Below are 19888 nucleotides of genomic sequence, written 5' to 3'. Positions count from 1 at the left end.
CCGGGGAAGGTGAGCCAGGTTGGCAGCCGATGGGCCGGCTGGAGATCTCATCCAAGAAGCCACCCGCTGCCCCGTTCCGGAATTCAGAGAATGCCCGGAATGGGATCGTCAGTTTCGGAGAAGGCCGTTTCCTTCTCCGCAAGGTATTCGTTCCAAGCCTGGGCGTCCCAGATCTCGGCACGGGAACCGGCGCCGATGACGGCCAGTTCCCTCCCGAGTCCTGCATACTCCCGGAGCGCCGGTGGAATGGTCACGCGCCCCTGCTTGTCAGGTACCTCATCAGAGGCTCCAGAGAGAAATACACGGATGTAGTCACGGGCCTGCTTTGAGGAGATTGGCGCCTCCCGCATCTGCTCGTGGACCCGTGCAAATTCCTTCTCGCTGAAGACGTAGATGCAACGTTCCTGGCCCCTCGTGAGCACCAGCCCGCTGGCAAGCTCCTCGCGGAACTTCGCGGGGAGGATGATCCGTCCCTTTTCATCCAGACGTGGCGAGTGAGTGCCCAGAAACACTGGCCCACCGCCTGTCCGCTGTCAGGAACTGCACATCCCCTGTGTTGCAACCACCCTCTTATGTCCTCCACATTACTCCACTTTCCACCACAGTCAACGCAAATCCGCTGTTGGCGCGGCGATTTCGTGGGAATTGGTCCGCGAAAAGACGCGGATTTCCGGCCGGGGTGAGAAGTGGAGGAATTTGGGCCTCGACGGGGCGGCGGAAACTGCCTTAAATGCGAAAAGACCCGCCTGAAGCGGGTCTTTTCGCATTTCCCCGGTGCCTGGGGAGCGAAATGGAGGATCGAAGAGGCGACGCCCCGGGAGGTTTAGGGCTCTCCCCTGCGCCTTTCATCCCAGCGCTCTTCAAGGCCGCTCATGAAAGAACTCCTCTGCTTTCCGGATTTCGGTGTGCGGCCCTTGGATCCCCGCGCTCCGCCCGAACTGCGCATGGTGGCGAAGTAGACGCCGCCGCCCATCACCACAAAACCCAGGACCCCGACAAAGATGTTCTGGAGGGTGACGCCTACAAGCAGCAGGAAGACTCCGGCAAGCGCACAAAGCACCCCAATAACCACATGCCTGGTTGACCATGAACGCCCCGGGTCCGAACCCATTGAGTTCGCGAACTTCGGGTCGTCCTCGTGAAGCTGCTTTTCAAGCTGCTCCAGCAGCTTCTGTTCGTGCTCCGACAGCGGCATCACGACCTCCTTTTGTAGGCCAACGTCCGGGCTGATCCCAGCCACTACTTCTACTCCGTAGAACGTCTGCTGTTGCTGGTAAGTTCCCGCTGCGCCGGCTGTGGCGGCAGCGCTAACCTTGCATGCAGTCGCTGGAGCGGGAGCATGTCCAAGAGGGTCCGGCAGTAAGTCCATTCACTCGAAACTATGTACCTCTAAGGATAGATTGTTGAGGGCCGATCTGAAAGACGGCAATGACTTTGCCGGAGCCCCTCCGAAGGCGCCCTAGGGGCCCTCCGGCCCCGGTTCCAGCCGCGCCTCCGGGTCCATCAGCCGGGCCGGGAGGATGGACTTGCTGCCGAACCTGCGCGTGACCTCATCCAGGGCCTGTTCCGCCGCGCGCCAGTTCTCATCCCTGCGGTCGAAGCTCAGTTGGCGCGCGGTCCGGGATGCCTCCTCGAGCTGTTCGGCCCTGACGCCCACGAGCCGCACAGCCATCGCCCTGGACCCGAGCGAGGCCAGCAACTGCTGCGCCACCGAGTAAATCAGTTGTGCGCTGTCCACCGGGGTCTGCATGGTCCTGCTGCGGGTGACGGTCGAAAAATCGGCAAACCGCAGCTTGAGTGCCACTGTCCGGGCCACCATCCCGGACGTGCGCAACCGGGCGGCCGTTCGATGGGACAGGCGGAGCAGCTCCCGGTGCAGGAGGGCATCGTCGGCCGTGTCCACCGCGAAGGTCTCCTCCGCGCCGATACTCTTCTCAAGCCGCACGGGCGTGACGGGACGGGGATCGATGCCCCAGGAAAGCCGGTGGACGTGCTCCCCAGTGGCGCCGAGTACCTTCTTCAGGGCTGACACCGGCGTTGCCGCCACATCAGCCACCGTCCTGATACCCATCTTCGCCAGGACCTCGCCGGTTTTCGCCCCCACTCCCCACAGGGCGCCCACCGGGAGGCTGTGGAGATACGGGACGGTTTCATCCGGCCCGATCAGCAAGAGTCCGTCGGGCTTGCACCGGGTGGAGGCGATCTTGGCCACGAACTTGGTCTCGGCGATCCCCACCGAAGCTGTAATACCCAGCTCTGATGCCACCCGGCGGCGGATGAGCTCCCCTATTCCGCGGGGCGGACCGAGCCTGCGGAGGGCGCCGGTGACGTCCAGGAATGCCTCGTCGACGCTGAGCGGCTCGACGAGCGCGGTGATGGACTCGAAGATCGCCATCAGTTCCGCTGACACCTCGTAGTAAAGCTTGTGCCGGGGTTGAATGATCACGGCCTGGGGGCACATGCGCATCGCCACGGCCATGGGCATGGCGGATTTGACCCCGAAAGCCCTGGCTTCGTAGGACCCGGAGAGGACCACCGAACGTTCACCGGGGAACCCGACTATCACGGGCTTCCCACGGAGTTCGGGACGTGTGCGCAGCTCGACTGAGACGAAGAAGGCATCCATGTCCACGTGCATGATGCACGTCCTGCGGCGCCCGGGATGGCGCGCTGCTGCTGGCTGGTTACTGGCTGCGGGCCCCACGGCTGCAATCCTATCCGTTGGTACTGGCTGATCTGGAGGCTGGCTAAACTGGAGGCTGGTCCCGGCAACAACACCAGGAGGAAAGTCTCTGTGACGGCCATTGGAAACTTCAAGCCAGCTGGCGTGGCGGCCCTCGCCGCCGCTGCGGCACTAGCCCTTGCAGCATGCAGCCAGAGCCCGTCGGGACAAGCAGAGACTTCCTCTTCCGCTGCAAGCGCCAGCACGCAGGCCGCGCTCACTGCGCCGCCAAGCCCTTCCGCCGCGCCCAACACTTCGGCGACCGTTGGCGCCGTCGTGGAGGGGTTCCCGAAGCAGCTCCTCCCCTTGATGAACGGGGCAACGGTGGTGTCCAGCAGCTTCGACAAGGCGTCCACCCCCGCAACCGCCGCCCTGGTCGCGAAAGTCCCGGCACCAACGGCTGCTGTTGTGGACTTTTACACGAAGGCGCTGGAGACACAGGGTTTTAAGGCAGTACCCGGCGACGCCGTCGGCGGCGTGGCCTCCAAGGACTTTGTCCGTGGCGAAAACGAGACCGTCAATCTTTCCGTGGTCGAAGCCGCGGGGGTTTCCACTTTCACTATCGGCGCAAACGTCGCAGCTGAGTCAGCCAAGTGACGGCCGCAGAGCAGCTGCGGAATGAGCAGGCGGATTTCGTGGCCGGCGTGGCCGGGGAACTGACCGGCTTCCTCACCTCGCGCCAGTCGGTAATGTCCGGCATCTCCCCGGACATCGAACCGATCATGGGGTCCATCTCCAACCTGGTCACCGGCGGCAAACGGCTCCGCGCCCTGATGTGTTACTGGGGATGGCGCGGTGCCGGCGGCGAGGCCGGAGCCAGCCAGATCGTCACGGCAGGAGCGGCGCTGGAACTGTTCCAGGCGGCGGCACTGATCCACGACGACATCATCGACCGCTCGGACACGCGGCGTGGCGGCCCAAGCGTCCACCGGCGCTTCAGCCAGCTCCACACCTCGCAGGGATGGGCTCTGGACAGCGAGCGGTTCGGACAGGCCGCCGCCATTCTTGCAGGCGACCTCTGCCTGTCCTTCAGCGAGGAGGCGTTCACGGACATCGGTGAACGCGCAGCGTCAGGAAGCCGGGCCCGGCTCATCTTCAACCTGATGCGGGCGGAAGTGATGGCCGGGCAGTACCTGGACATCCTGGAAGAGGTCGCCGGGCCGGTCCGGGACCGTGCCGGCGCCGTGGGCAGGGCACAGTCGATCATCCGGTTCAAGAGCGCGAAGTACTCCACGGAACACCCGCTGGCACTCGGCGGCGCCCTCGCCGGCGCCTCCAATGACCTGCTCCGCGGCTACTCCGCTTTTGCCCTTCCGCTCGGCGAAGCGTTCCAGCTTCGCGACGACGTGCTGGGCGTGTTCGGCGACCCGCTCACCACGGGCAAACCGGCCGGTGACGATCTCCGCGAGGGCAAGCGCACCGTCCTGGTGGCACTGGCGCTGGACCAGGCCTCTCCCAGGGAGTCGGCCTTTATCGACGCCAGCCTCGGCAGCCCCGACCTTTCGGAAGCGGACATTCTTGAGATCCGCCGGATTATCGAAGATTCAGGGGCACTGCAGGCCACCGAAGTTCTCATCAGCGAATTCGGCGCGGCGGCGTTTGCCGCCCTTGAGGAACTTGAGTTGGACGAACTGCCAAAAACAGCCCTGCGGAGGCTGGCTGAGGCGACTGTCAGCCGAGCCTCCTAGGGATTTCCCGGGTAAGGGTTACCAGGCGAGCGTCTGGGCCCGCCGCCGGATTTCCGTTTTGCGTCCTTCACGCAGGGCGTCGATCGGCCGGCCACGCAGTGATTCATCGGGCGTGAACAGCCACACGATAAGGTCCTCGTCGGAATATCCGGCGTCGGCCAGCACCACAATGGTGCCCTTTAAGCTATCCACCACCTGGCCGTCCTGGATGAATTCGGCAGGAACCGACCGGATTTTCCGTTCCCCCACCCGCAATGCCGCGAGTGCATGCTCATCCAGCAGGCTGTGCACCTTGGTGACGGAAACATCCAATAAACGGGCGACGTCGGGCAGCGGCAACCACTCGCCCACCAGGTTTTCTACATTACTCACGGATCAAGGTTGCCACGCTGGCCGCCGCGGCGCCTAGTCGGCGAATTCCTCTTCCCGCCCCGGTCTGCGGACACTCCCGAAAAGAACGCTTTACCCGGAAATGGCAAATTCTTGTGCTATTGCGATTTTCATGAGAGATTCACTTTCATCACAGCAGTAACAGAAATAACATAAGTCACAGTAGTATCAAGATTATCCGCGGATCCCCCGTCCGCGTCCGCGCCCGCAGTTGAGAAGAGGATTCCTTCCATGACGACGTCCCGCTCGCCCAAGCAGCCCCCCAAACCGAGTCTGCCGATGATTGCCGCCACCACAGCGGCGCTGCCAGCGGTCGTATTGTCATCCCTGGCCCTGGCCCAGCCGGCCGCGGCACAGCAGCCCGCCAGGTCCATCCCCAACAGCCTGGCCGCGGCAATGAAGGCCCAAGCTGCCGCCAAGGCGGCCGGCACGGTGATTCCGGCAGCTTCGGTGTCCACCACGATTCCTGCTGCTTTCCAGCCCGCACAGCCGGCAGCTCCGGCCGAGTACACGATCGCCCGCGGCGACACTGTCAGTGCCATCGCCGGGCGGTTCGGGCTGCAGACCGGGGAAATCCTGAAGCTGAACAACCTCCAGCCGAACACCCTCATCTACCCGGGACAGAAACTCAAGCTGTCAGGTTCGGCCGCGCCCGCGGCGCCCGCTCCTGCACCCGCCCCCGCAGCTCCCGCAGCCGCCAGCGGGGCAACCTATACGGTCAAGCCCGGCGACACCCTGGGTGCCATTGCCGCCCGGCACAACGTTGGCCTGTCGGATGTCTTTGCCTGGAACAACCTGTCCATGCGTTCCATCATTTACCCGGGCCAGAAGATCAAGGTCGCCGCCGGCGACTCCGCCCCGGCCCCGGCTCCCGCTGCACCTGCAGCCGCCCCTGTCCTGGCGAACACGTCGGCGCCCGCGGCTCCTGCCCCGGCGTCGGGCTCCTACACCATCAAGGCCGGCGATACGCTCTCTGCCATCGCATCCCGGCACGGGGTGAAGCTGTCCGACCTTCTCTCGGCGAACAAGCTCGGCATGACGACGGTCATCTACCCCGGCAGCAAGCTCGTGATTCCCGGCGCTCCAGGCCAGGCTGATCCGCAGCCGGCAGCCGCGCCCCAGCCTGCCGCCGCTCCCCTGGTACCCAGCTCCTTCCTCGGCTTCAGCTACCCCGCCGCCGTGGTGAGCTCGGCCAACGAGAACAAGGCCCTCCTGAATGCTTCGCCTGTTCCGTCCCGGGAAGAGATGAAGAACATCGTGGCAGACACCGCACGGCGGATGGGCGTGGACCCCTCCCTTGCCCTCGCCTTCGCGTTCCAGGAATCAGGATTCAACCAGCGGGCGGTGTCCCCGGCGAACGCGATCGGCACCATGCAGGTCATTCCCAGCTCGGGCCAGTGGGCGTCGGACCTGGTGGGGCGGAAACTGAACCTGCTGGACCCGTACGACAACGCCACCGCCGGCGTGGCCATCATCCGCCAGCTCCTCGCAACCAGCAAGGATCAGGACACTGCCATCGCGGGGTACTACCAGGGCCAGTATTCGGTCCGCAAGTACGGCATGTACGACGACACCAAGGCGTACCTGGCTGCGATCAAGGCACACCAGAAGAACTTCGGCTGAGGCGCCTGGGCAACACCTGCCCGGACGCAGCAGCGGGTCCGAACCGTTACCGGTTCGGACCCGTTCCGTTTCAGGCACGTTTGGCTGCGGGATTAGGATCGTAAGGTGCAGGAACACGTGTCAGACCCCTTGGTGGGTACGCTGGTGGACAACCGCTATGCCGTCACATCGAAACTGGCCCGGGGCGGCATGTCCACCGTCTACCTGGCTGTTGACCAGAGGCTGGACCGCGAGGTGGCGCTCAAAGTGCTGCACCCGCACCTGGCTGCCGATGAGAACTTCCTGGGCAGGCTTGGCCGTGAAGCCAAGGCTGCCGCCCGGCTCTCCCATCCGCACGTGGTGGGTGTCCTCGACCAGGGCAGCGACGGGCATGCGGCGTACCTGGTCATGGAGTACATCAAGGGACACACGCTCCGGGACGTCATCCGCGACAGGGGCGCACTGCCGCCCCGGCTGGCGCTGGCACTGATCGATCCCGTCGTCGAAGGGCTGGGGGCCGCACACGCCGCCGGGTTTATCCACCGCGACGTGAAGCCGGAAAACGTCCTGATTGCCGACGACGGCAGGATCAAGATTGGTGATTTTGGACTGGCCCGGGCCGTCACAAGCTCAACCAGCAGCGGTGCCCTGATCGGCACAGTCGCCTATATCTCTCCGGAACTCGTGCTGGGGAAACCAGCAGATGCGCGCAGCGACGTCTACGCGGTGGGCATCATGCTCTACGAAATGCTCACCGGGCGGCAGCCGTTTGACGGCGAAGTCCCCATCCAGGTCGCCTACCAGCACGTGAACGGCGTGGTAGGACCGCCGTCGGACCTTGTGCCGGGACTGGCAGCGGAAGTGGATGAACTGGTCCAGTGGTGCACGGCCAATGACCCGGAGAACCGCCCCGTTGACGGCAATGCACTCCTCCAGGAGCTCCGGCACATCCGTACCAACCTCACGGACGCGGAACTGGACCTGCTTCCGCCGGCAGCCGTTGCTGCTGCACCCGGGCAGCATCAAACCGAAGTCCTGGCCCGCTCCAGCAATCCAACCACCTTGATGCCTGCGGGCCGGCCGGCGGCCCCGGCGCACCCACCCGGACAGCGCCCGGGCCTTGCGCTCCCTGACGAGGAGGATGCCGGGGCTGCGTGGCCTCCCCCTCTGCCACGGACCGGCAAGCGGGCCGAACGCCGGGCCGAAAAAGAAGACGCCAGGGACCGCGCGCGGGCAGCGGTCACCCCGGCCAGGACGCTTCGGGAGGGTAACCCGCGGCGCCGGGGACTTCTGTGGGTGATCGTCCTGATTCTGGCTGCACTGCTGGCCACGGGCGCCGGATGGTTCTTCGGGATGGGGCCGGGCGCTCCCGCCGCCGTACCGGCCGTTGCCAACAAAACCGTGGCGCAGGCGCAGCAGCTGCTGGATGCGGCGGGCTTCCGCTCCACTACCAGCGAGGTCTTCGACGACCAGGTGCCGACCGGGCTGGTGGTGGGCAGCGAGCCCGGCGCCGGGACGGAGATCAGGAAATTCCAGCCTGTTTCCCTTCTCGTCTCGAAAGGTCCACAGCTGTTTCCCCTGCCGAAACTGAGCGGCGGCACCCTCGACCAGGCAAAGGATGCCCTGAATGCGGCCGGAATGGCGCTGGGCACGGTTACTGAGCAGTTCGATGAAAAGGCCGCTGCAGGAACGGTACTGTCCCAGGATCCCGCCGCCGGCACGCCGTCCCGCCACGGCACCCCCGTGGCCATGGCGGTTTCCAAGGGGCCGCAGCCCATCCCCGTTCCCTCCGTGGTGGGAAAAGCGAAGGGCGAGGCCGTGAACGCCATTGAAGCCGCCGGGCTGAAAGCCGATGTCGCCCGCGACGAAGTGTTTGACCGCAGCGTCCCGGAGGGCGCCGTGGTCAGCCAGGCGCCGGCGAACGGGACGCTGACCCGCGGGGGCACCGTGACATTGACCATCTCCAAAGGCCCGCGCATGGTGGACGTGCCAAGCTTCATCGGCAAGCAGGCTTCGGAGGCAAGGAAGTCGTTGGAGGCCCTCGGCTTCCAGGTCCGGGTGAACAACATCCTCGGCGGATTCTTCGGCACCGTCCGTGACCAGGACCCGGTGAACCGGAAGGTCCCGGAGGGCTCGGTCGTCACCATCACGGTGGTCTAGCCAAGCGCGGCCCCTGCGGCGGCCCGGGCCGGCCCGCCGCAGGGGAAAAAGGAGCTAGTGCTTCGCCAGCGCCCCGGCCACCAGGAACGCCATTTCCAGGGACTGCATGTGGTTCAGACGGGGATCGCACACCGACTCGTAGCGGTCCAGGAAAGCGTCCTGGTCGATTGGGTCCGCGCCGCCGAGGCATTCGGCGACGTCGTCGCCTGTCATTTCCACGTGCAGGCCGCCGGGAACCGTCCCCAGCCCGTGGTGCACTTCGAAGAACCCGCGCACTTCGTCGATCACGTCGTCGAAATTGCGGGTCTTGTAGCCGTTGGGCGAGGTCACGGTGTTGCCGTGCATGGGGTCGGTGACCCACAGCACCTGCGCGCCGGACGCGGTGACCTTTTCGACGACGGCGGGCAGCTTCGCGCGGATGTTGCCGGCACCCATGCGGGTAATGAAGGTCAGGCGGCCGGGTTCGCGTTCCGGGTCGAGCTTGTCGATCAGGCGCAGGGCGTCGTCACCGGTGGTGGACGGGCCGAGCTTGACGCCGATGGGATTGCGGACCCGCGAGAGGAAGTCCACGTGTGCGTGGTCGAGTTCACGGGTACGTTCGCCGATCCACAGGAAGTGGGCCGAGGTGTCGTACGGGAAGCCGGTGCGGGAGTCGATCCGGGTCAGGGCGCGCTCGTAGTCCAGCAGCAGGGCCTCGTGGCTGGCGAAGAACTCGACCCGTTTGAGGGCCTCGAAGTCGGCGCCGCAGGAGTCCATGAACTTGATGGCCCGGTCGATGTCCCGGGCCAGCGACTCGTAGCGGGCGTGGGCAGGGTTTTCGGTGAATCCCTTGTTCCACTGGTGGACCGAGCGGAGGTCCGCGAACCCGCCCTGGGTGAAGGCCCGGATGAGGTTCAGGGTGGAAGCGGAGGTGTGGTAGGCGCGCAACATCCGCGAGGCGTCGTGGCCACGGGACTCGGGCGTGAAATCGTAGCCGTTGACGATGTCGCCGCGGTAGGCGGGAAGCGTCACGCCGTTGCGGGTTTCGTCGTTGGAGGAACGGGGCTTGGCGAACTGGCCAGCCATCCGGCCCATCTTGATGACGGGCATGGCCGCACCGTAGGTGAGTACCACTGCCATCTGCAGGATGGTCTTGACGCGGGCGCTGATCTTGTCCGCGGTGGCGGCTTCGAACGTTTCGGCACAGTCGCCGCCCTGCAGCAGGAAGGCCTTGCCCTGGGCGGCAGCAGCGAGCCGCTCACGCAGGATGTCCACCTCGCCGGCAAAGACCAGCGGCGGAAGTACGGAGAGCTCCTTGACCGAGGCCTCAAAGACCTCCCGGTCCTGCCAGCTGGGCTGCTGCGAGATGGGAAGGTCCCGCCAGTTGTCGAGTCCGGGATAGTTGGCGGCTCCGCTCTGGGCGGTGCTGGACAGCGTAAAGGCGGGTTTTGCAGATAGCTCAGTCACCATCTAAGACTAACGGCAGGCCGCGGCCGGTGGACACCGCCCCGTCACGCTGTGCACCCGCTGCGTCACAACTGCGCCGAAGCCCGGCGTGAGGCGCCGTTAGCCCGCGGCGGAAGTGCCGTCGTCGTCGCCCTTGGGACCCTGGCCGCCGGCAGCGGGACCGGTCCCCTGGGCAAAGCCGCCCTCCACCGGTTCCGGTACGGCCAGCGGCTCGGCCGCCGCCTCCGGTTCCGCGGCCTTGCCCGCGAGCCGGAGCTTGACCACAGCCGCATATTCGTCCACGTACTCCTGCCCGGAGAGGCGCATCAACCGGGACATGATCTCGTCCGTGACCTTGCGCTGGACTGTCCTGTCCTCGGCGTGGTCCCGGTACTGGCTGAAGTCCAGCGGTTCACCGAAAACCATGCCGATCCGCCGGATGTTGGGCAGCCGCTTGCCGATGGGCTGGACTTTGTCGGTACCGATCATTGCCACGGGAATGACGGGAACACCGGCCTGCAGGGCGAGCCTGGCCACCCCCACCTTGCCGCGGTACAACCGCGCGTCCGGGCTCCGCGTCCCTTCGGGATAGATGCCCAGCAGGCCGCCGTGGTTGAGCACATCCATACCCGCGTTGAGGGACGCAGCGGAAGCGGCGCCCCCGGACCTGTCCATGGGCAGTTGGTTGGTAAGCCGGAAGAACGCCGCCGTGAGCCTGCCTTTGACGCCGGTGCCCGTGAAATATTCGGATTTGGCCAGGAACACCACCGGACGGTGGACCATGAGCGGCATGAAGATGGAATCTGAAAACGACAGATGGTTGGAGGCGATGATGGCGGGCCCCTGCGCCGGGATGTTGTCCAGGCCTTTGACCCAGGGGCGGAAAAGCAGCTTGATCACCGGACCGAGGAAGATCCTTTTCATGACCCAATAGAACACGTAGTGAACCTCTCCGGAAGGCGGCTCCCAGTCCCCGCATCGGGCCTGGCCAGCGATTCAATGCAACCCTACTCTAGTGAGATTTGGCTGGAACAGTGACACGATGGACTCATGACTGAAAGCAGCACCCCGTCCCGTCCGGCTGCTTTCAGCTACCCCGGCCACGGAGCCAACGCGCGCACCGGGATCGCCATTTGCCACGGGTTCACCGGCAGTCCCCTGAGTGTCATGCCGTGGGCGGAGTACCTGGCAGAGCAGGGCTACGCCGTCACCGTTCCGCTGCTGCCCGGTCATGGAACAGACTGGCGCCAACTGGCCCGTTCCGCCTGGCGCGACTGGTACCGCTGCTATGAGGCGGCCTTCCTGGACCTGTCGGCACGGACCGACGCCTGCTTCACGGCAGGGCTGTCCATGGGCGGGGCGATTGCCCTGCTCACCGCTTCCCGCCATTCGGTTGCCGGGGTCAGCGTGGTCAATCCCGGCCTGAGTTTCTATGACCGCAGGGTGCGGGTGATCGGGCTGCTGAAATATTTCCAGCGGACCACAGTCCCGATCCAGGAGGACCAGACCGGGGCGCCGGCGACCAACGACGGCGACTATTCCTTGACTCCGCTGGCTGCAGTACACGAATTGAAGAAGCTGTTCGCTGCCGCGGTGCGCAGCCTGCCCCGGGTGGACGCGCCGGTCCAGGTCTTCAGGTCGCGCACCGACGCCGTGGTCCCGCCCACCTCGTTGGGCCTGCTGAAGAAGGGCCTGGGTGCGCATTTGGCCCCGGTGGTTGACCTTGCCAGCAGCGGCCACGTGGCTACCCTTGACGTTGACGCGCCCTTGATCTTTACGGAGTCGGCAGCCTTTGTCGGAGCCCACGCCCGCCGCACCAGCACTTTGGAGGCCCCATGACCGCCGGCCCTGACCACAGCCCCTTCAGCAGCGCCTTCAGCGGCGACGGCTCCCGCACCGGAGTGGTCCTGTCCCACGGCTTCACCGGAAGTCCACATGGGCTCAGGGCCTGGGCCCAGGCCCTCGCTGCTGCCGGTTTCGCCGTCCGCATGCCGCTGCTGCCGGGCCATGGGACAAGCTGGCAGGACCTGAACCGGACGCGGTGGCAGCAGTGGCACGGCGCCCTCGATGAGGCCTACCTGGAACTCGACGCCCAGTGCGACCAGGTGTTCGCGGCAGGCCTGAGCATGGGCGGGGCCCTGGCGCTGAGGATCGCCGCAACCCGTCCGGTTGCCGGGGTTCTCCTGGTCAATCCGGGCCTGACGGTCGATGATCCGCGTGCCCCGCTGGCCGGGATCCTGAAGCTGGTGCTCAAGAGCACCCCCGCCATCGGCAATGACATCCTCAAAGCCGGCATGGACGAGGGGGCCTACACCCGCACGCCCGTGGCCGCGGCCCATGAGCTCAACAAGATGTTCAAGGACACCGTCCGGCTCCTGCCGCGGGTCACCGCGCCCGTCCAGGTGTACCGCTCCACCGTGGACCATGTGGTGTCCGACTCCAGCATGGCCCTGCTGCGGCGCGGGCTGACGCATGCGCCGCTCGAGGTGGTGCAGCTCGAGAACAGCTACCACGTTGCCACGCTGGACAACGACGCCGACCGTATCTTCGAAGGCTCCGTGGCTTTCATCCTGCGGGTCCTGCAACCCGGTCACGAGGTCCGCCATGGCAAGGCCTGACCCCGGCGCGCCGGACCCGGGCGCCAACCAGGACGACGCCGTCTGGCTTGACCTGGTGGCACGCCTGGAGTCGGACACTGTCGCCACGCGCCCTGACCCGCCCGGACCCGGGCGGCAGCCGGACAAGGCCGGCAGCCCCGGAAACCCGCCGCCGTCGTTTCGCGACTTCGACCCGTTGGGACTGGCCGGAACTCCGCCGGCCGGGTTGTCCGCCGCGGAGCGCGAAGCCGCCGCTGACGCTGCCGGCACGTCCGGCGGCGGGCGGACGTCGCAGCATGACCCGGCCGGCCCGCGCGACTATGACGTGGACGACGACGGCGGGGAGTTCGTGCCGGAGGAGCCTCCCAGCCTGGCCGGCACGGATCCGCTGACCATGCTTGCGTGGCTTGCCGCCGTGGGTGGACCGGTGGCCCTGCTGCTGTCGGCGATGTTCTGGCGCGCCGCTCCGCTGCTTGCCATTGTCGGCATTGTTGCCGTGTTCGTGCTCGGCACGGTGTACCTGATCATGAAACTGCCGCAGGAAAAGAACGAGGACGACGACGGCGCGAGGGTCTAGCGCGCTCCTTGGCTGCGCACGCGGCTGCTGACGCGTGAAAGGTCGGCGGCGCCGATCAGTCCGGCGTTCGGGCCCAGGGCGGCCAGCTCGATGCCTGCCGCCGGGCGGAAGCCGCGCCCGGTCAGGTTCCGGGAGAAGGCTTTCCGGGCCGGTTCCACCAGCAGGTCCCCTGCTGAACACAATCCGCCGCCGATGACGAAGAGCCCCGGGTCCAGCGCGGCGGCGAGGTTGGCCAGGCCCAGCCCGAGCCATTCGCCCACCTCCTCGATCAGTTCCCGCGACGCCCGGTCGCCGGCCAGGGCAAGTTCCGTGACGATGGCTCCGGTGATGTCTTCCGGATGCCCCCCGGCCGCAGCCAGCAGGTCCTGGGCAACGGGAGAGTTGGCACGGGCCAGCAGCCTCGCCTCCCGGCCCAGGGCGTTGCCGGAGGCGTACTGCTCCCAGCACCCCCGGTTGCCGCACTCGCACCGGTGTCCGCCGGGCATGATGACCTGGTGTCCGAACTCGCCGGCCACGCCGAAACGGCCGCGCTCCAGCCTGCCGTCCATCACCATGGCTCCGCCGATGCCGGTGCCCAGCGTGATGCAGACCAGCCGGTCTTCCCCCCGGCCCGCGCCGAAGCGCCACTCCGCCCAGGCCGCGGCGTCGGCGTCGTTGGTCAGGAGCACGGGACGGCGAAGGAGCCGCTCCAGGTTCTCGCGCAACGGTTCATTGCGCCATGCCAGGTGCGGGCTGAAGAGGACCGTTCCACCGGCGAGGTCCATCCAGCCGGCCGCACCGATTCCCACGGACCTGATCCGGTGCCCGCGGCTGAGCTCCTCCACCAGTTCCAGGATGACCCGCTCCACTGCCCGCGGATCAGTTCCCGGCGTGGACCTGCGCGCCTCGCTGAGGATCCGTCCTTCGGCGTCAACCACGCCCGCCGCCACCTTGGTTCCCCCGATATCGATCCCGATGGCCAGGCCTTTGCGGTTGAGGCGCAGGTGTCCGCGGGCGGCACCGACGGGCAGCCGGCCGGGGCGGTAGGCGGCGTAGCGGCGGGGTGCCGGTCTTTTGAGGGGGCCGGCCTGGTCGCCGGGCAGCGGTCCGTACATAGTGTTTCATTCTAGGCGGGGAGCAGGATTGTCTTGACATACGCAGGCGATGTGTCCCTGCATTGACGGCTAAGTTACTCGCCAGTAGGTTTAGGTACTGCACAGTCCGGCCGTGGGTATTAGTCTTTAGGCATGCCCCGGCGTGGGACCTCGGATATCAAAGGAGCTATAGTGCGCGAATTCAGTGTTCCGCCTCTTGTTGTTGTCCCACTGGAAACCAACATCACGGACCTGGTGCTGCGGCAGGCAGCCAAGCCCAGCAACCCCGCGCTCTTTTCGCGCCGGACCTCCGCAGGGTCATGGGAGGACGTCCGCGCCACCGATTTCCTGGCCGACGTCCGGGCACTGGCTAAGGGGCTCATCGCCAGCGGCGTGGGGGCCGGTGACCGGGTGGGCATCATGTCGCGTACCCGCTACGAGTGGGCCCTGGTGGATTTCGCCATTTGGTTCGCGGGCGCCGTTTCGGTTCCCATCTATGAAACCTCCTCCCCCTCCCAGGTCGCCTGGAACCTCGGGGATTCCGGTGCCGTGGCCGCCTTCGGCGAGTCCGCCCACCACGAAAACGTCATCCGGCAGGCAGTGAATGCCGAGGGCCTCACCGCCCTGCAGCACGTCTGGCAGCTTGAGGGGCAGGGCCTGGATGCGCTCCGTGAGGCGGGCCGCGGCGTCAGCGACGATGAACTCGAGGCGCGGCGCAGTGCGGCGGGCCTTCGGGACGTCGCCACCATCATCTACACGTCCGGTACCACGGGACGGCCCAAAGGGTGCGAACTGACCCACGGCAACTTCGTCGAACTCTCGGACAACGCCCTGGCCATCATCGGCGAGATCGTCCACGAGAACGCCAAGACCATCATGTTCCTTCCCCTGGCCCACGTGTTTGCACGCTTCATTTCCGTCCTGGCGATGGCAGCCGGAACCACGGTGGCGCACACCCCGGACATTAAGAACCTCCTGGCGGACCTGCAAAGCTACGAGCCCACGTTCATCCTGGCCGTGCCCCGGGTCTTCGAAAAGGTCTACAACTCCGCACTGACCAAGGCCGAGGACGGCGGCAAGGGCGCCATCTTCCACCGGGCCGCGGAAACGGCCATCGCCTTCTCGAAGGCCCGCCAGGAAGGCCGGGTGGGCCTTGGCCTGAAACTGCGGCATGCCCTGTTCGACAAGCTGGTCTACGGGAAGCTGCGTGCTGCCATGGGCGGACACGTGGCCCATGCGGTGTCCGGCGGAGGCCCGCTCGGCGAACGGCTCGGCCACTTCTTCCAGGGCATCGGCCTGCAGGTGCTCGAGGGCTACGGCCTCACGGAAACCACCGCTCCCATCACGGTCAACACCCCGTCACGGATCAAGATCGGATCCGTGGGCAAACCGTTGCCCGGCAACGCCGTGAAGATTGCCGAAGACGGCGAGATCCTTGCCAAGGGAGCCTGCGTCATGCGGGGGTACTACCAGCGCGAGGACCTGACGGCGGAAGCGTTTGCGGACGGATGGTTCCGCACGGGCGACATCGGCAGGCTGGACGAAGACGGCTTCGTCTGGATCACCGGCCGGAAGAAGGAGATCATCGTCACCGCGGGCGGCAAGAACGTCATCCCCGCCCTGCTCGAGGACCAGATCCGGGCCGATGCCCTGGTTTCGCAGGTGCTGGTGGTGGGCGACAACCGGCCCTTCATCGGGGCGTTGGTCACCCTGGACCAGGAGGCCTTGCCCGGCTGGCTCCAGCGGCACGGACTCCCGGCGGACAAGTCCCTGGAAGCCGCGGCAGACAACCCGGTGGTGAAGGCCGCTGTGCAGGACCTGATCACCGCCGCCAACAGCTCCGTGTCCCAGGCCGAGGCCATCAAGTCCTTCCGGATCGTGGCAGCCGACTTCACCGAAGCCTCGGGGCACCTGACCCCCTCCATGAAGGTCAAGCGCGCCCAGGTGATGAAGGACTTCGAAAACGTCATCGAGGACATGTACTCGGCGCCCCGCGCCTGACGCTCCCCGCTCCAGCAACGCCAAGGGGCCGCTCCGAACGGAGCGGCCCCTTGCTGTTGCCGTGGTTCGTCCCTGCCTACTGTTCGATGACCAGCAGCAGGTCTCCGCCCTGCACCTGCTCCACCGATAAAATGGCGAGGCGGCTGACCTTGCCGCCCACCGGCGTCGTAATGGATGCCTCCATCTTCATTGCCTCGATGGTGGCCACGGTGTCGCCGGCCTTGACCGTCTCCCCCGGCTTGACCGTCACGGTGACGGCGCCCGCGAAGGGTGCGGCCACGTGGCCCGGCTGCGACGGATCGGCCTTCTCGGCGGTCTTGACGTTGCTGACCACGGAACGGTCGCGGACCACCACCGGACGGGACTGCCCGTTGAGGGTGCACATGACCGTGCGCATGCCCTTCTCATCCGGCTCCGAGACGGCTTCCAGGGACGCAATCAGCCGGACGCCGCGCTCCAGCTGGATTTCGTGCTCGGTGCCGCGCTGCAGGCCGTACAGGTAGTCGCGGGTGTCGAGAACGGAGATGTTGCCGTAGGTCTCCACGCTCTTCAGGTAATCCTTGGTGGGCCCGTCGAAGAGGAGCCGGTTCAGCGTGTGCTGGCGGGTCTTCGAGTCGGACTTCAGCGCAGCGCTGTCCTCCGCGCTGAGCTCGACGTCGCGGACCTTCACGCTCCTGCCCTGCAGGGCCTTGGTGCGGAAGGGCTCGGGCCAGCCTCCCGGAGGGTCACCCAGCTCGCCGGACAGGAAGCCGATCACGGAGTCGGGGATGTCGTAGTTCTGCGGGTTCGCTTCGAAGTCGGCCGGGTCGGCGTTGAGGCCCACCAGGTGCAGGGCGAGGTCACCCACCACCTTGGAGGACGGCGTCACCTTCACCAGGTGGCCCAGGATCCGGTCGGCAGCCGTGTACATGTCCTCGATGGCCTCGAACCGCTCCCCCAGTCCCAGCGCCATGGCCTGCTGGCGGAGGTTTGAGAGCTGGCCGCCGGGGATTTCGTGCTTGTACACACGGCCGGTGGGTCCAGGCAGGCCCGACTCGAACGGCGCGTACACGCGGCGCACCGCTTCCCAGTACGGTTCGAGCGAACTGACGGCGTCCAGGCTCAGGCCCGTGTCACGGGGTGTGTGGGCCAGCGCTGCCACCAGGGCCGACGCCGACACCTGGCTGGTGGTGCCGGCAAGCGACGCGGAGGCGACGTCCACGGCGTCCACGCCGGCGTCGACGGCGGCCAGCAGGGTGGCCAGCTGGCCACCGGCGGTGTCGTGGGTGTGCAGGTGCACGGGCAGGTCGAAGCGTTCCCGCAGCGCGGTGACAAGCCTGGCCGCCGCGGCAGGCCGAAGCAGGCCGGCCATGTCCTTGATCGCCAGGATGTGGGCGCCGGCGTCAACGATCTTCTGCGCCAGGTCCAGGTAGTAGTCCAGGGTGTACAGCTTTTCGGCCGGATCCAGCAGGTCGCCGGTGTAGCAGAGGGCGACTTCGGCGACGGCGGTGCCGGTTGCGCGGACGGCGCGGATGGCCGGCGCCATTTGGCTGACGTCATTCAGGGCATCGAAGATGCGGAAGATATCGATACCGGTTGCCGCTGCCTCGTTGACGAAGGCTTCGGTGACTTCCTCGGGGTACGGCGTGTAACCCACGGTGTTGCGGCCGCGCAGCAGCATCTGGATGCAGACGTTCGGCATGGCCTGGCGCAGCGCGGCGAGCCGGTCCCAGGGGTCTTCGCCCAGGAAGCGCAGCGCGACGTCGTAGGTGGCACCGCCCCACGCTTCAACCGACAGCAGTTCAGGCAGCAGGTGCGTGACAGCGGGGCCGGCGGCCACGAGGTCGCGGGTGCGGACGCGGGTTGCCAGCAGCGACTGGTGCGCGTCGCGGAAGGTGGTGTCCGTAACGGCGACTGCATTCTGCTCCCGGAGCGCCTTGGCAAACCCTTCCGGGCCCAGCTCGAGGAGCTTCTGGCGCGATCCGGGCGCCGCCTGCAGGCCCTTGAACGAGGGAAGCTTGTCCGCGGGGTTCGAGTGGACCGTCAGCTCGCCGTTCGGCTTGTTGACGGTGACGTCGGCCAGCCAGGTGAGCAGCTTGGTGCCGCGGTCGGCGGAGACACGGGCCTTGAGCAGCTGCGGGCGCTGGTCGATGAAGTTGGTCGCGACGTCGCCGGCGATGAAGTCGGGGTCATCCAGCACGGCCTGCAGGAAGGGGATGTTCGTGGAGACACCACGGATGCGGAATTCGGCCAAGGCACGGCGGGCACGCGCGACGGCGGACGGGTAGTCCCTGCCACGGCAGGTCAGTTTGACCAGCATGGAGTCGAAGTGCGGGCTGATTTCGGCACCCGAGTAGACGGTGCCGCCGTCGAGCCTTACCCCGGCGCCACCGGCGGAGCGGTAGCCGGTGATCTTTCCGACGTCCGGGCGGAAGCCGTTGGCCGGGTCCTCGGTGGTGATGCGGCTCTGCAGGGCGGCACCGCGCAGCTTGACCGCGTCCTGGGAGAGGCCAAGGTCGGCGAGGGTCTCACCGGAGGCGATCCGCATCTGGGCCTGGACAAGGTCCACGTCCGTGACTTCCTCGGTCACCGTGTGTTCCACCTGGATGCGGGGGTTCATTTCGATGAAGACGTGCTGGCCGGCCCGCTCGCCTTCGGTGTCCACGAGGAACTCCACGGTGCCGGCGTTGACGTAGTTCAGGGCCTGGGCGAACTTGACGGCGTCCCGGTAGAGGGCCTGTCGGATGCCCTCGTCCAGGTTGGGCGCCGGGGCAATCTCGATGACCTTTTGGTGGCGGCGCTGGATGGAGCAGTCACGCTCGAAGAGGTGCATGACATTGCCCTCGGCGTCGGCCAGGATCTGTACTTCGATGTGCCGGGGACGCAGGACAGCCTGCTCCAGGAACATGGTGGGGTCACCGAATGCGGCGTCGGCTTCACGCATGGCCGACTTCAAGGCCTCGGGCAGGGCTTCCCGGGTGTCCACCCGGCGCATGCCGCGCCCGCCGCCGCCGGCGACGGCTTTGGCGAAGATGGGGAAGCCGATCTCATCCGCGGCAGCCAGCAGTTCGTCCAGGTCCTTGGACGGTTCGCTGGACTTCAGCACCGGTACGCCGGCTTCGCGGGCTGCCTTCAGCGCAGCCACCTTGTTGCCGGCAAGCTCCAGGACTTCGGCGGGCGGGCCGACGAAAGTGATGCCGGCTTCCTTCGCGGCACGTGCCAGCCCGGGGTTCTCTGAAAGGAAGCCGTAGCCCGGGTAGATGGCGTCGGCGCCGGACTCCTTGGCCACCCGGATCACTTCATCCACATCCAGGTAGGCCCGGACAGGATGCCCTTCCTCGCCGATCAGGTACGCTTCATCCGCTTTCTGGCGGTGGATCGAGTTCCTGTCCTCATTGGGGAAGACGGCAACAGTCTTGGCGCCCAGCTCGTAGCTGGCGCGGAAGGCCCTGATCGCGATTTCGCCGCGGTTGGCCACCAGAACTTTGGAAAACATACTTCTCCTGCATCATTGCTGGGTGGATCGGTGAGTGGTCACAGTGTCTAGGACCTACAAGGACAAACACAAATCTTTGTGTCAACCATCACAGATTTCCCCGTCATGTCACGAACGCTTACAGCCTGGCTGGCGGAATCCGCCCCGGCAGCACAGTCGGTGCCGTGCCGACGTCCGA

At 66.5% G+C, this 19888-nt stretch carries 16 protein-coding genes; 8 read left to right on the top strand and 8 right to left on the bottom strand.

Annotation, left to right across the window (positions count from 1 at the left end):
- Positions 1-83 precede the first annotated feature (83 nt).
- The 3 genes from mraZ to dinB form a co-directional block, all read right to left on the bottom strand.
- On the bottom strand, positions 84-512 hold the full coding sequence (gene mraZ / locus K4G53_RS20275) for a division/cell wall cluster transcriptional repressor MraZ (protein ID WP_009358613.1): 429 nt from the start codon (positions 510-512) through the stop codon (positions 84-86).
- A 311-nt stretch (positions 513-823) separates the two neighbouring features.
- Positions 824-1195 (bottom strand): DUF3040 domain-containing protein, encoded by a 372-nt coding sequence (locus K4G53_RS20270; protein ID WP_221387489.1) that lies wholly within the window; start codon positions 1193-1195, stop codon positions 824-826.
- Between the two features lie 264 nt (positions 1196-1459).
- Positions 1460-2638 (bottom strand): DNA polymerase IV, encoded by a 1179-nt coding sequence (gene dinB / locus K4G53_RS20265; protein WP_221387488.1) that lies wholly within the window; start codon positions 2636-2638, stop codon positions 1460-1462.
- Between the two features lie 156 nt (positions 2639-2794).
- Between dinB and K4G53_RS20260 the strand changes: the two genes are divergently transcribed.
- Positions 2795-3319, top strand: coding sequence for a hypothetical protein (locus K4G53_RS20260; RefSeq protein WP_221387487.1), 525 nt, complete (start codon positions 2795-2797; stop codon positions 3317-3319).
- Complete coding sequence (locus K4G53_RS20255; RefSeq protein ID WP_221387486.1) at positions 3316-4410, top strand: polyprenyl synthetase family protein; 1095 nt, start codon at positions 3316-3318, stop codon at positions 4408-4410. Before K4G53_RS20260 ends, K4G53_RS20255 begins: the two co-directional genes overlap by 4 nt.
- Positions 4411-4428: 18 nt before the next feature.
- Here the strand turns inward: K4G53_RS20255 and K4G53_RS20250 are convergent, their stop codons facing one another.
- Positions 4429-4782, bottom strand: coding sequence for an Rv2175c family DNA-binding protein (locus tag K4G53_RS20250; protein ID WP_221387485.1), 354 nt, complete (start codon positions 4780-4782; stop codon positions 4429-4431).
- Between the two features lie 249 nt (positions 4783-5031).
- Here K4G53_RS20250 and K4G53_RS20245 point away from each other — a divergent pair, with 249 nt between their 5' ends.
- Both K4G53_RS20245 and pknB read left to right on the top strand, forming a co-directional pair.
- Positions 5032-6423 (top strand): lytic transglycosylase domain-containing protein, encoded by a 1392-nt coding sequence (locus K4G53_RS20245; RefSeq protein ID WP_221387484.1) that lies wholly within the window; start codon positions 5032-5034, stop codon positions 6421-6423.
- A gap of 105 nt (positions 6424-6528) precedes the next feature.
- Complete coding sequence (gene pknB / locus K4G53_RS20240) at positions 6529-8562, top strand: Stk1 family PASTA domain-containing Ser/Thr kinase (RefSeq protein WP_221387483.1); 2034 nt, start codon at positions 6529-6531, stop codon at positions 8560-8562.
- A gap of 54 nt (positions 8563-8616) precedes the next feature.
- On the opposite strand, the gene K4G53_RS20235 is transcribed toward pknB, so the two are convergent.
- Together K4G53_RS20235 and K4G53_RS20230 are read right to left on the bottom strand one after the other, a co-directional pair.
- Complete coding sequence (locus tag K4G53_RS20235; protein ID WP_221387482.1) at positions 8617-10011, bottom strand: class II 3-deoxy-7-phosphoheptulonate synthase; 1395 nt, start codon at positions 10009-10011, stop codon at positions 8617-8619.
- Between the two features lie 96 nt (positions 10012-10107).
- Positions 10108-10926, bottom strand: coding sequence for a 1-acyl-sn-glycerol-3-phosphate acyltransferase (locus K4G53_RS20230; protein WP_221387481.1), 819 nt, complete (start codon positions 10924-10926; stop codon positions 10108-10110).
- Positions 10927-11037: 111 nt separating this feature from the next.
- Here K4G53_RS20230 and K4G53_RS20225 point away from each other — a divergent pair, with 111 nt between their 5' ends.
- Genes K4G53_RS20225 through K4G53_RS20215 form a run of 3 tightly spaced genes read left to right on the top strand, consistent with a single transcriptional unit; the run spans position 11038 to position 13161 of the window.
- Positions 11038-11826 (top strand): carboxylesterase, encoded by a 789-nt coding sequence (locus K4G53_RS20225; protein ID WP_221387480.1) that lies wholly within the window; start codon positions 11038-11040, stop codon positions 11824-11826.
- Entirely contained in the window at positions 11823-12605 is a 783-nt protein-coding gene (locus tag K4G53_RS20220; protein ID WP_221387479.1) for a carboxylesterase, read from the top strand. Before K4G53_RS20225 ends, K4G53_RS20220 begins: the two co-directional genes overlap by 4 nt.
- Complete coding sequence (locus K4G53_RS20215; RefSeq protein ID WP_221387478.1) at positions 12592-13161, top strand: hypothetical protein; 570 nt, start codon at positions 12592-12594, stop codon at positions 13159-13161. Before K4G53_RS20220 ends, K4G53_RS20215 begins: the two co-directional genes overlap by 14 nt.
- On the opposite strand, the gene K4G53_RS20210 is transcribed toward K4G53_RS20215, so the two are convergent.
- Positions 13158-14255: an ROK family glucokinase gene (locus K4G53_RS20210; protein WP_260323899.1), complete on the bottom strand. Its 1098-nt coding sequence runs from the start codon at positions 14253-14255 to the stop codon at positions 13158-13160. The two genes, K4G53_RS20215 and K4G53_RS20210, sit on opposite strands and share 4 nt — an antisense overlap.
- 171 nt (positions 14256-14426) lie before the next feature.
- Here K4G53_RS20210 and K4G53_RS20205 point away from each other — a divergent pair, with 171 nt between their 5' ends.
- Positions 14427-16235 (top strand): long-chain fatty acid--CoA ligase, encoded by a 1809-nt coding sequence (locus K4G53_RS20205; RefSeq protein WP_221387477.1) that lies wholly within the window; start codon positions 14427-14429, stop codon positions 16233-16235.
- Between the two features lie 76 nt (positions 16236-16311).
- Here K4G53_RS20205 and K4G53_RS20200 read toward each other — a convergent pair whose 3' ends face one another.
- Positions 16312-19710: a pyruvate carboxylase gene (locus K4G53_RS20200; RefSeq protein WP_221387476.1), complete on the bottom strand. Its 3399-nt coding sequence runs from the start codon at positions 19708-19710 to the stop codon at positions 16312-16314.
- Positions 19711-19888 lie beyond the last annotated feature (178 nt).

Source organism: Arthrobacter sp. MAHUQ-56, from assembly GCF_019710585.1.
In the GTDB taxonomy this organism is placed as follows: domain Bacteria; phylum Actinomycetota; class Actinomycetes; order Actinomycetales; family Micrococcaceae; genus Arthrobacter.
Note: the sequence above shows the minus strand (reverse complement) of the source record. Positions and strands in the feature narration are given on the sequence as shown.

Bases quoted from the DNA above. Each gene is read 5' to 3' on its own strand.
- K4G53_RS20270 (WP_221387489.1), bottom strand. From the start codon at position 1,195: ATGCCGCTGTCGGAGCACGAACAGAAGCTGCTGGAGCAGCTTGAAAAG.
- dinB (WP_221387488.1), bottom strand. From the start codon at position 2,638: ATGCACGTGGACATGGATGCCTTCTTCGTCTCAGTCGAGCTGCGCACA.
- K4G53_RS20245 (WP_221387484.1), top strand. From the start codon at position 5,032: ATGACGACGTCCCGCTCGCCCAAGCAGCCCCCCAAACCGAGTCTGCCG.
- K4G53_RS20235 (WP_221387482.1), bottom strand. From the start codon at position 10,011: ATGGTGACTGAGCTATCTGCAAAACCCGCCTTTACGCTGTCCAGCACC.
- K4G53_RS20225 (WP_221387480.1), top strand. From the start codon at position 11,038: ATGACTGAAAGCAGCACCCCGTCCCGTCCGGCTGCTTTCAGCTACCCC.
- K4G53_RS20220 (WP_221387479.1), top strand. From the start codon at position 11,823: ATGACCGCCGGCCCTGACCACAGCCCCTTCAGCAGCGCCTTCAGCGGC.
- K4G53_RS20215 (WP_221387478.1), top strand. From the start codon at position 12,592: ATGGCAAGGCCTGACCCCGGCGCGCCGGACCCGGGCGCCAACCAGGAC.
- K4G53_RS20210 (WP_260323899.1), bottom strand. From the start codon at position 14,255: ATGTACGGACCGCTGCCCGGCGACCAGGCCGGCCCCCTCAAAAGACCG.
- K4G53_RS20200 (WP_221387476.1), bottom strand. From the start codon at position 19,710: ATGTTTTCCAAAGTTCTGGTGGCCAACCGCGGCGAAATCGCGATCAGG.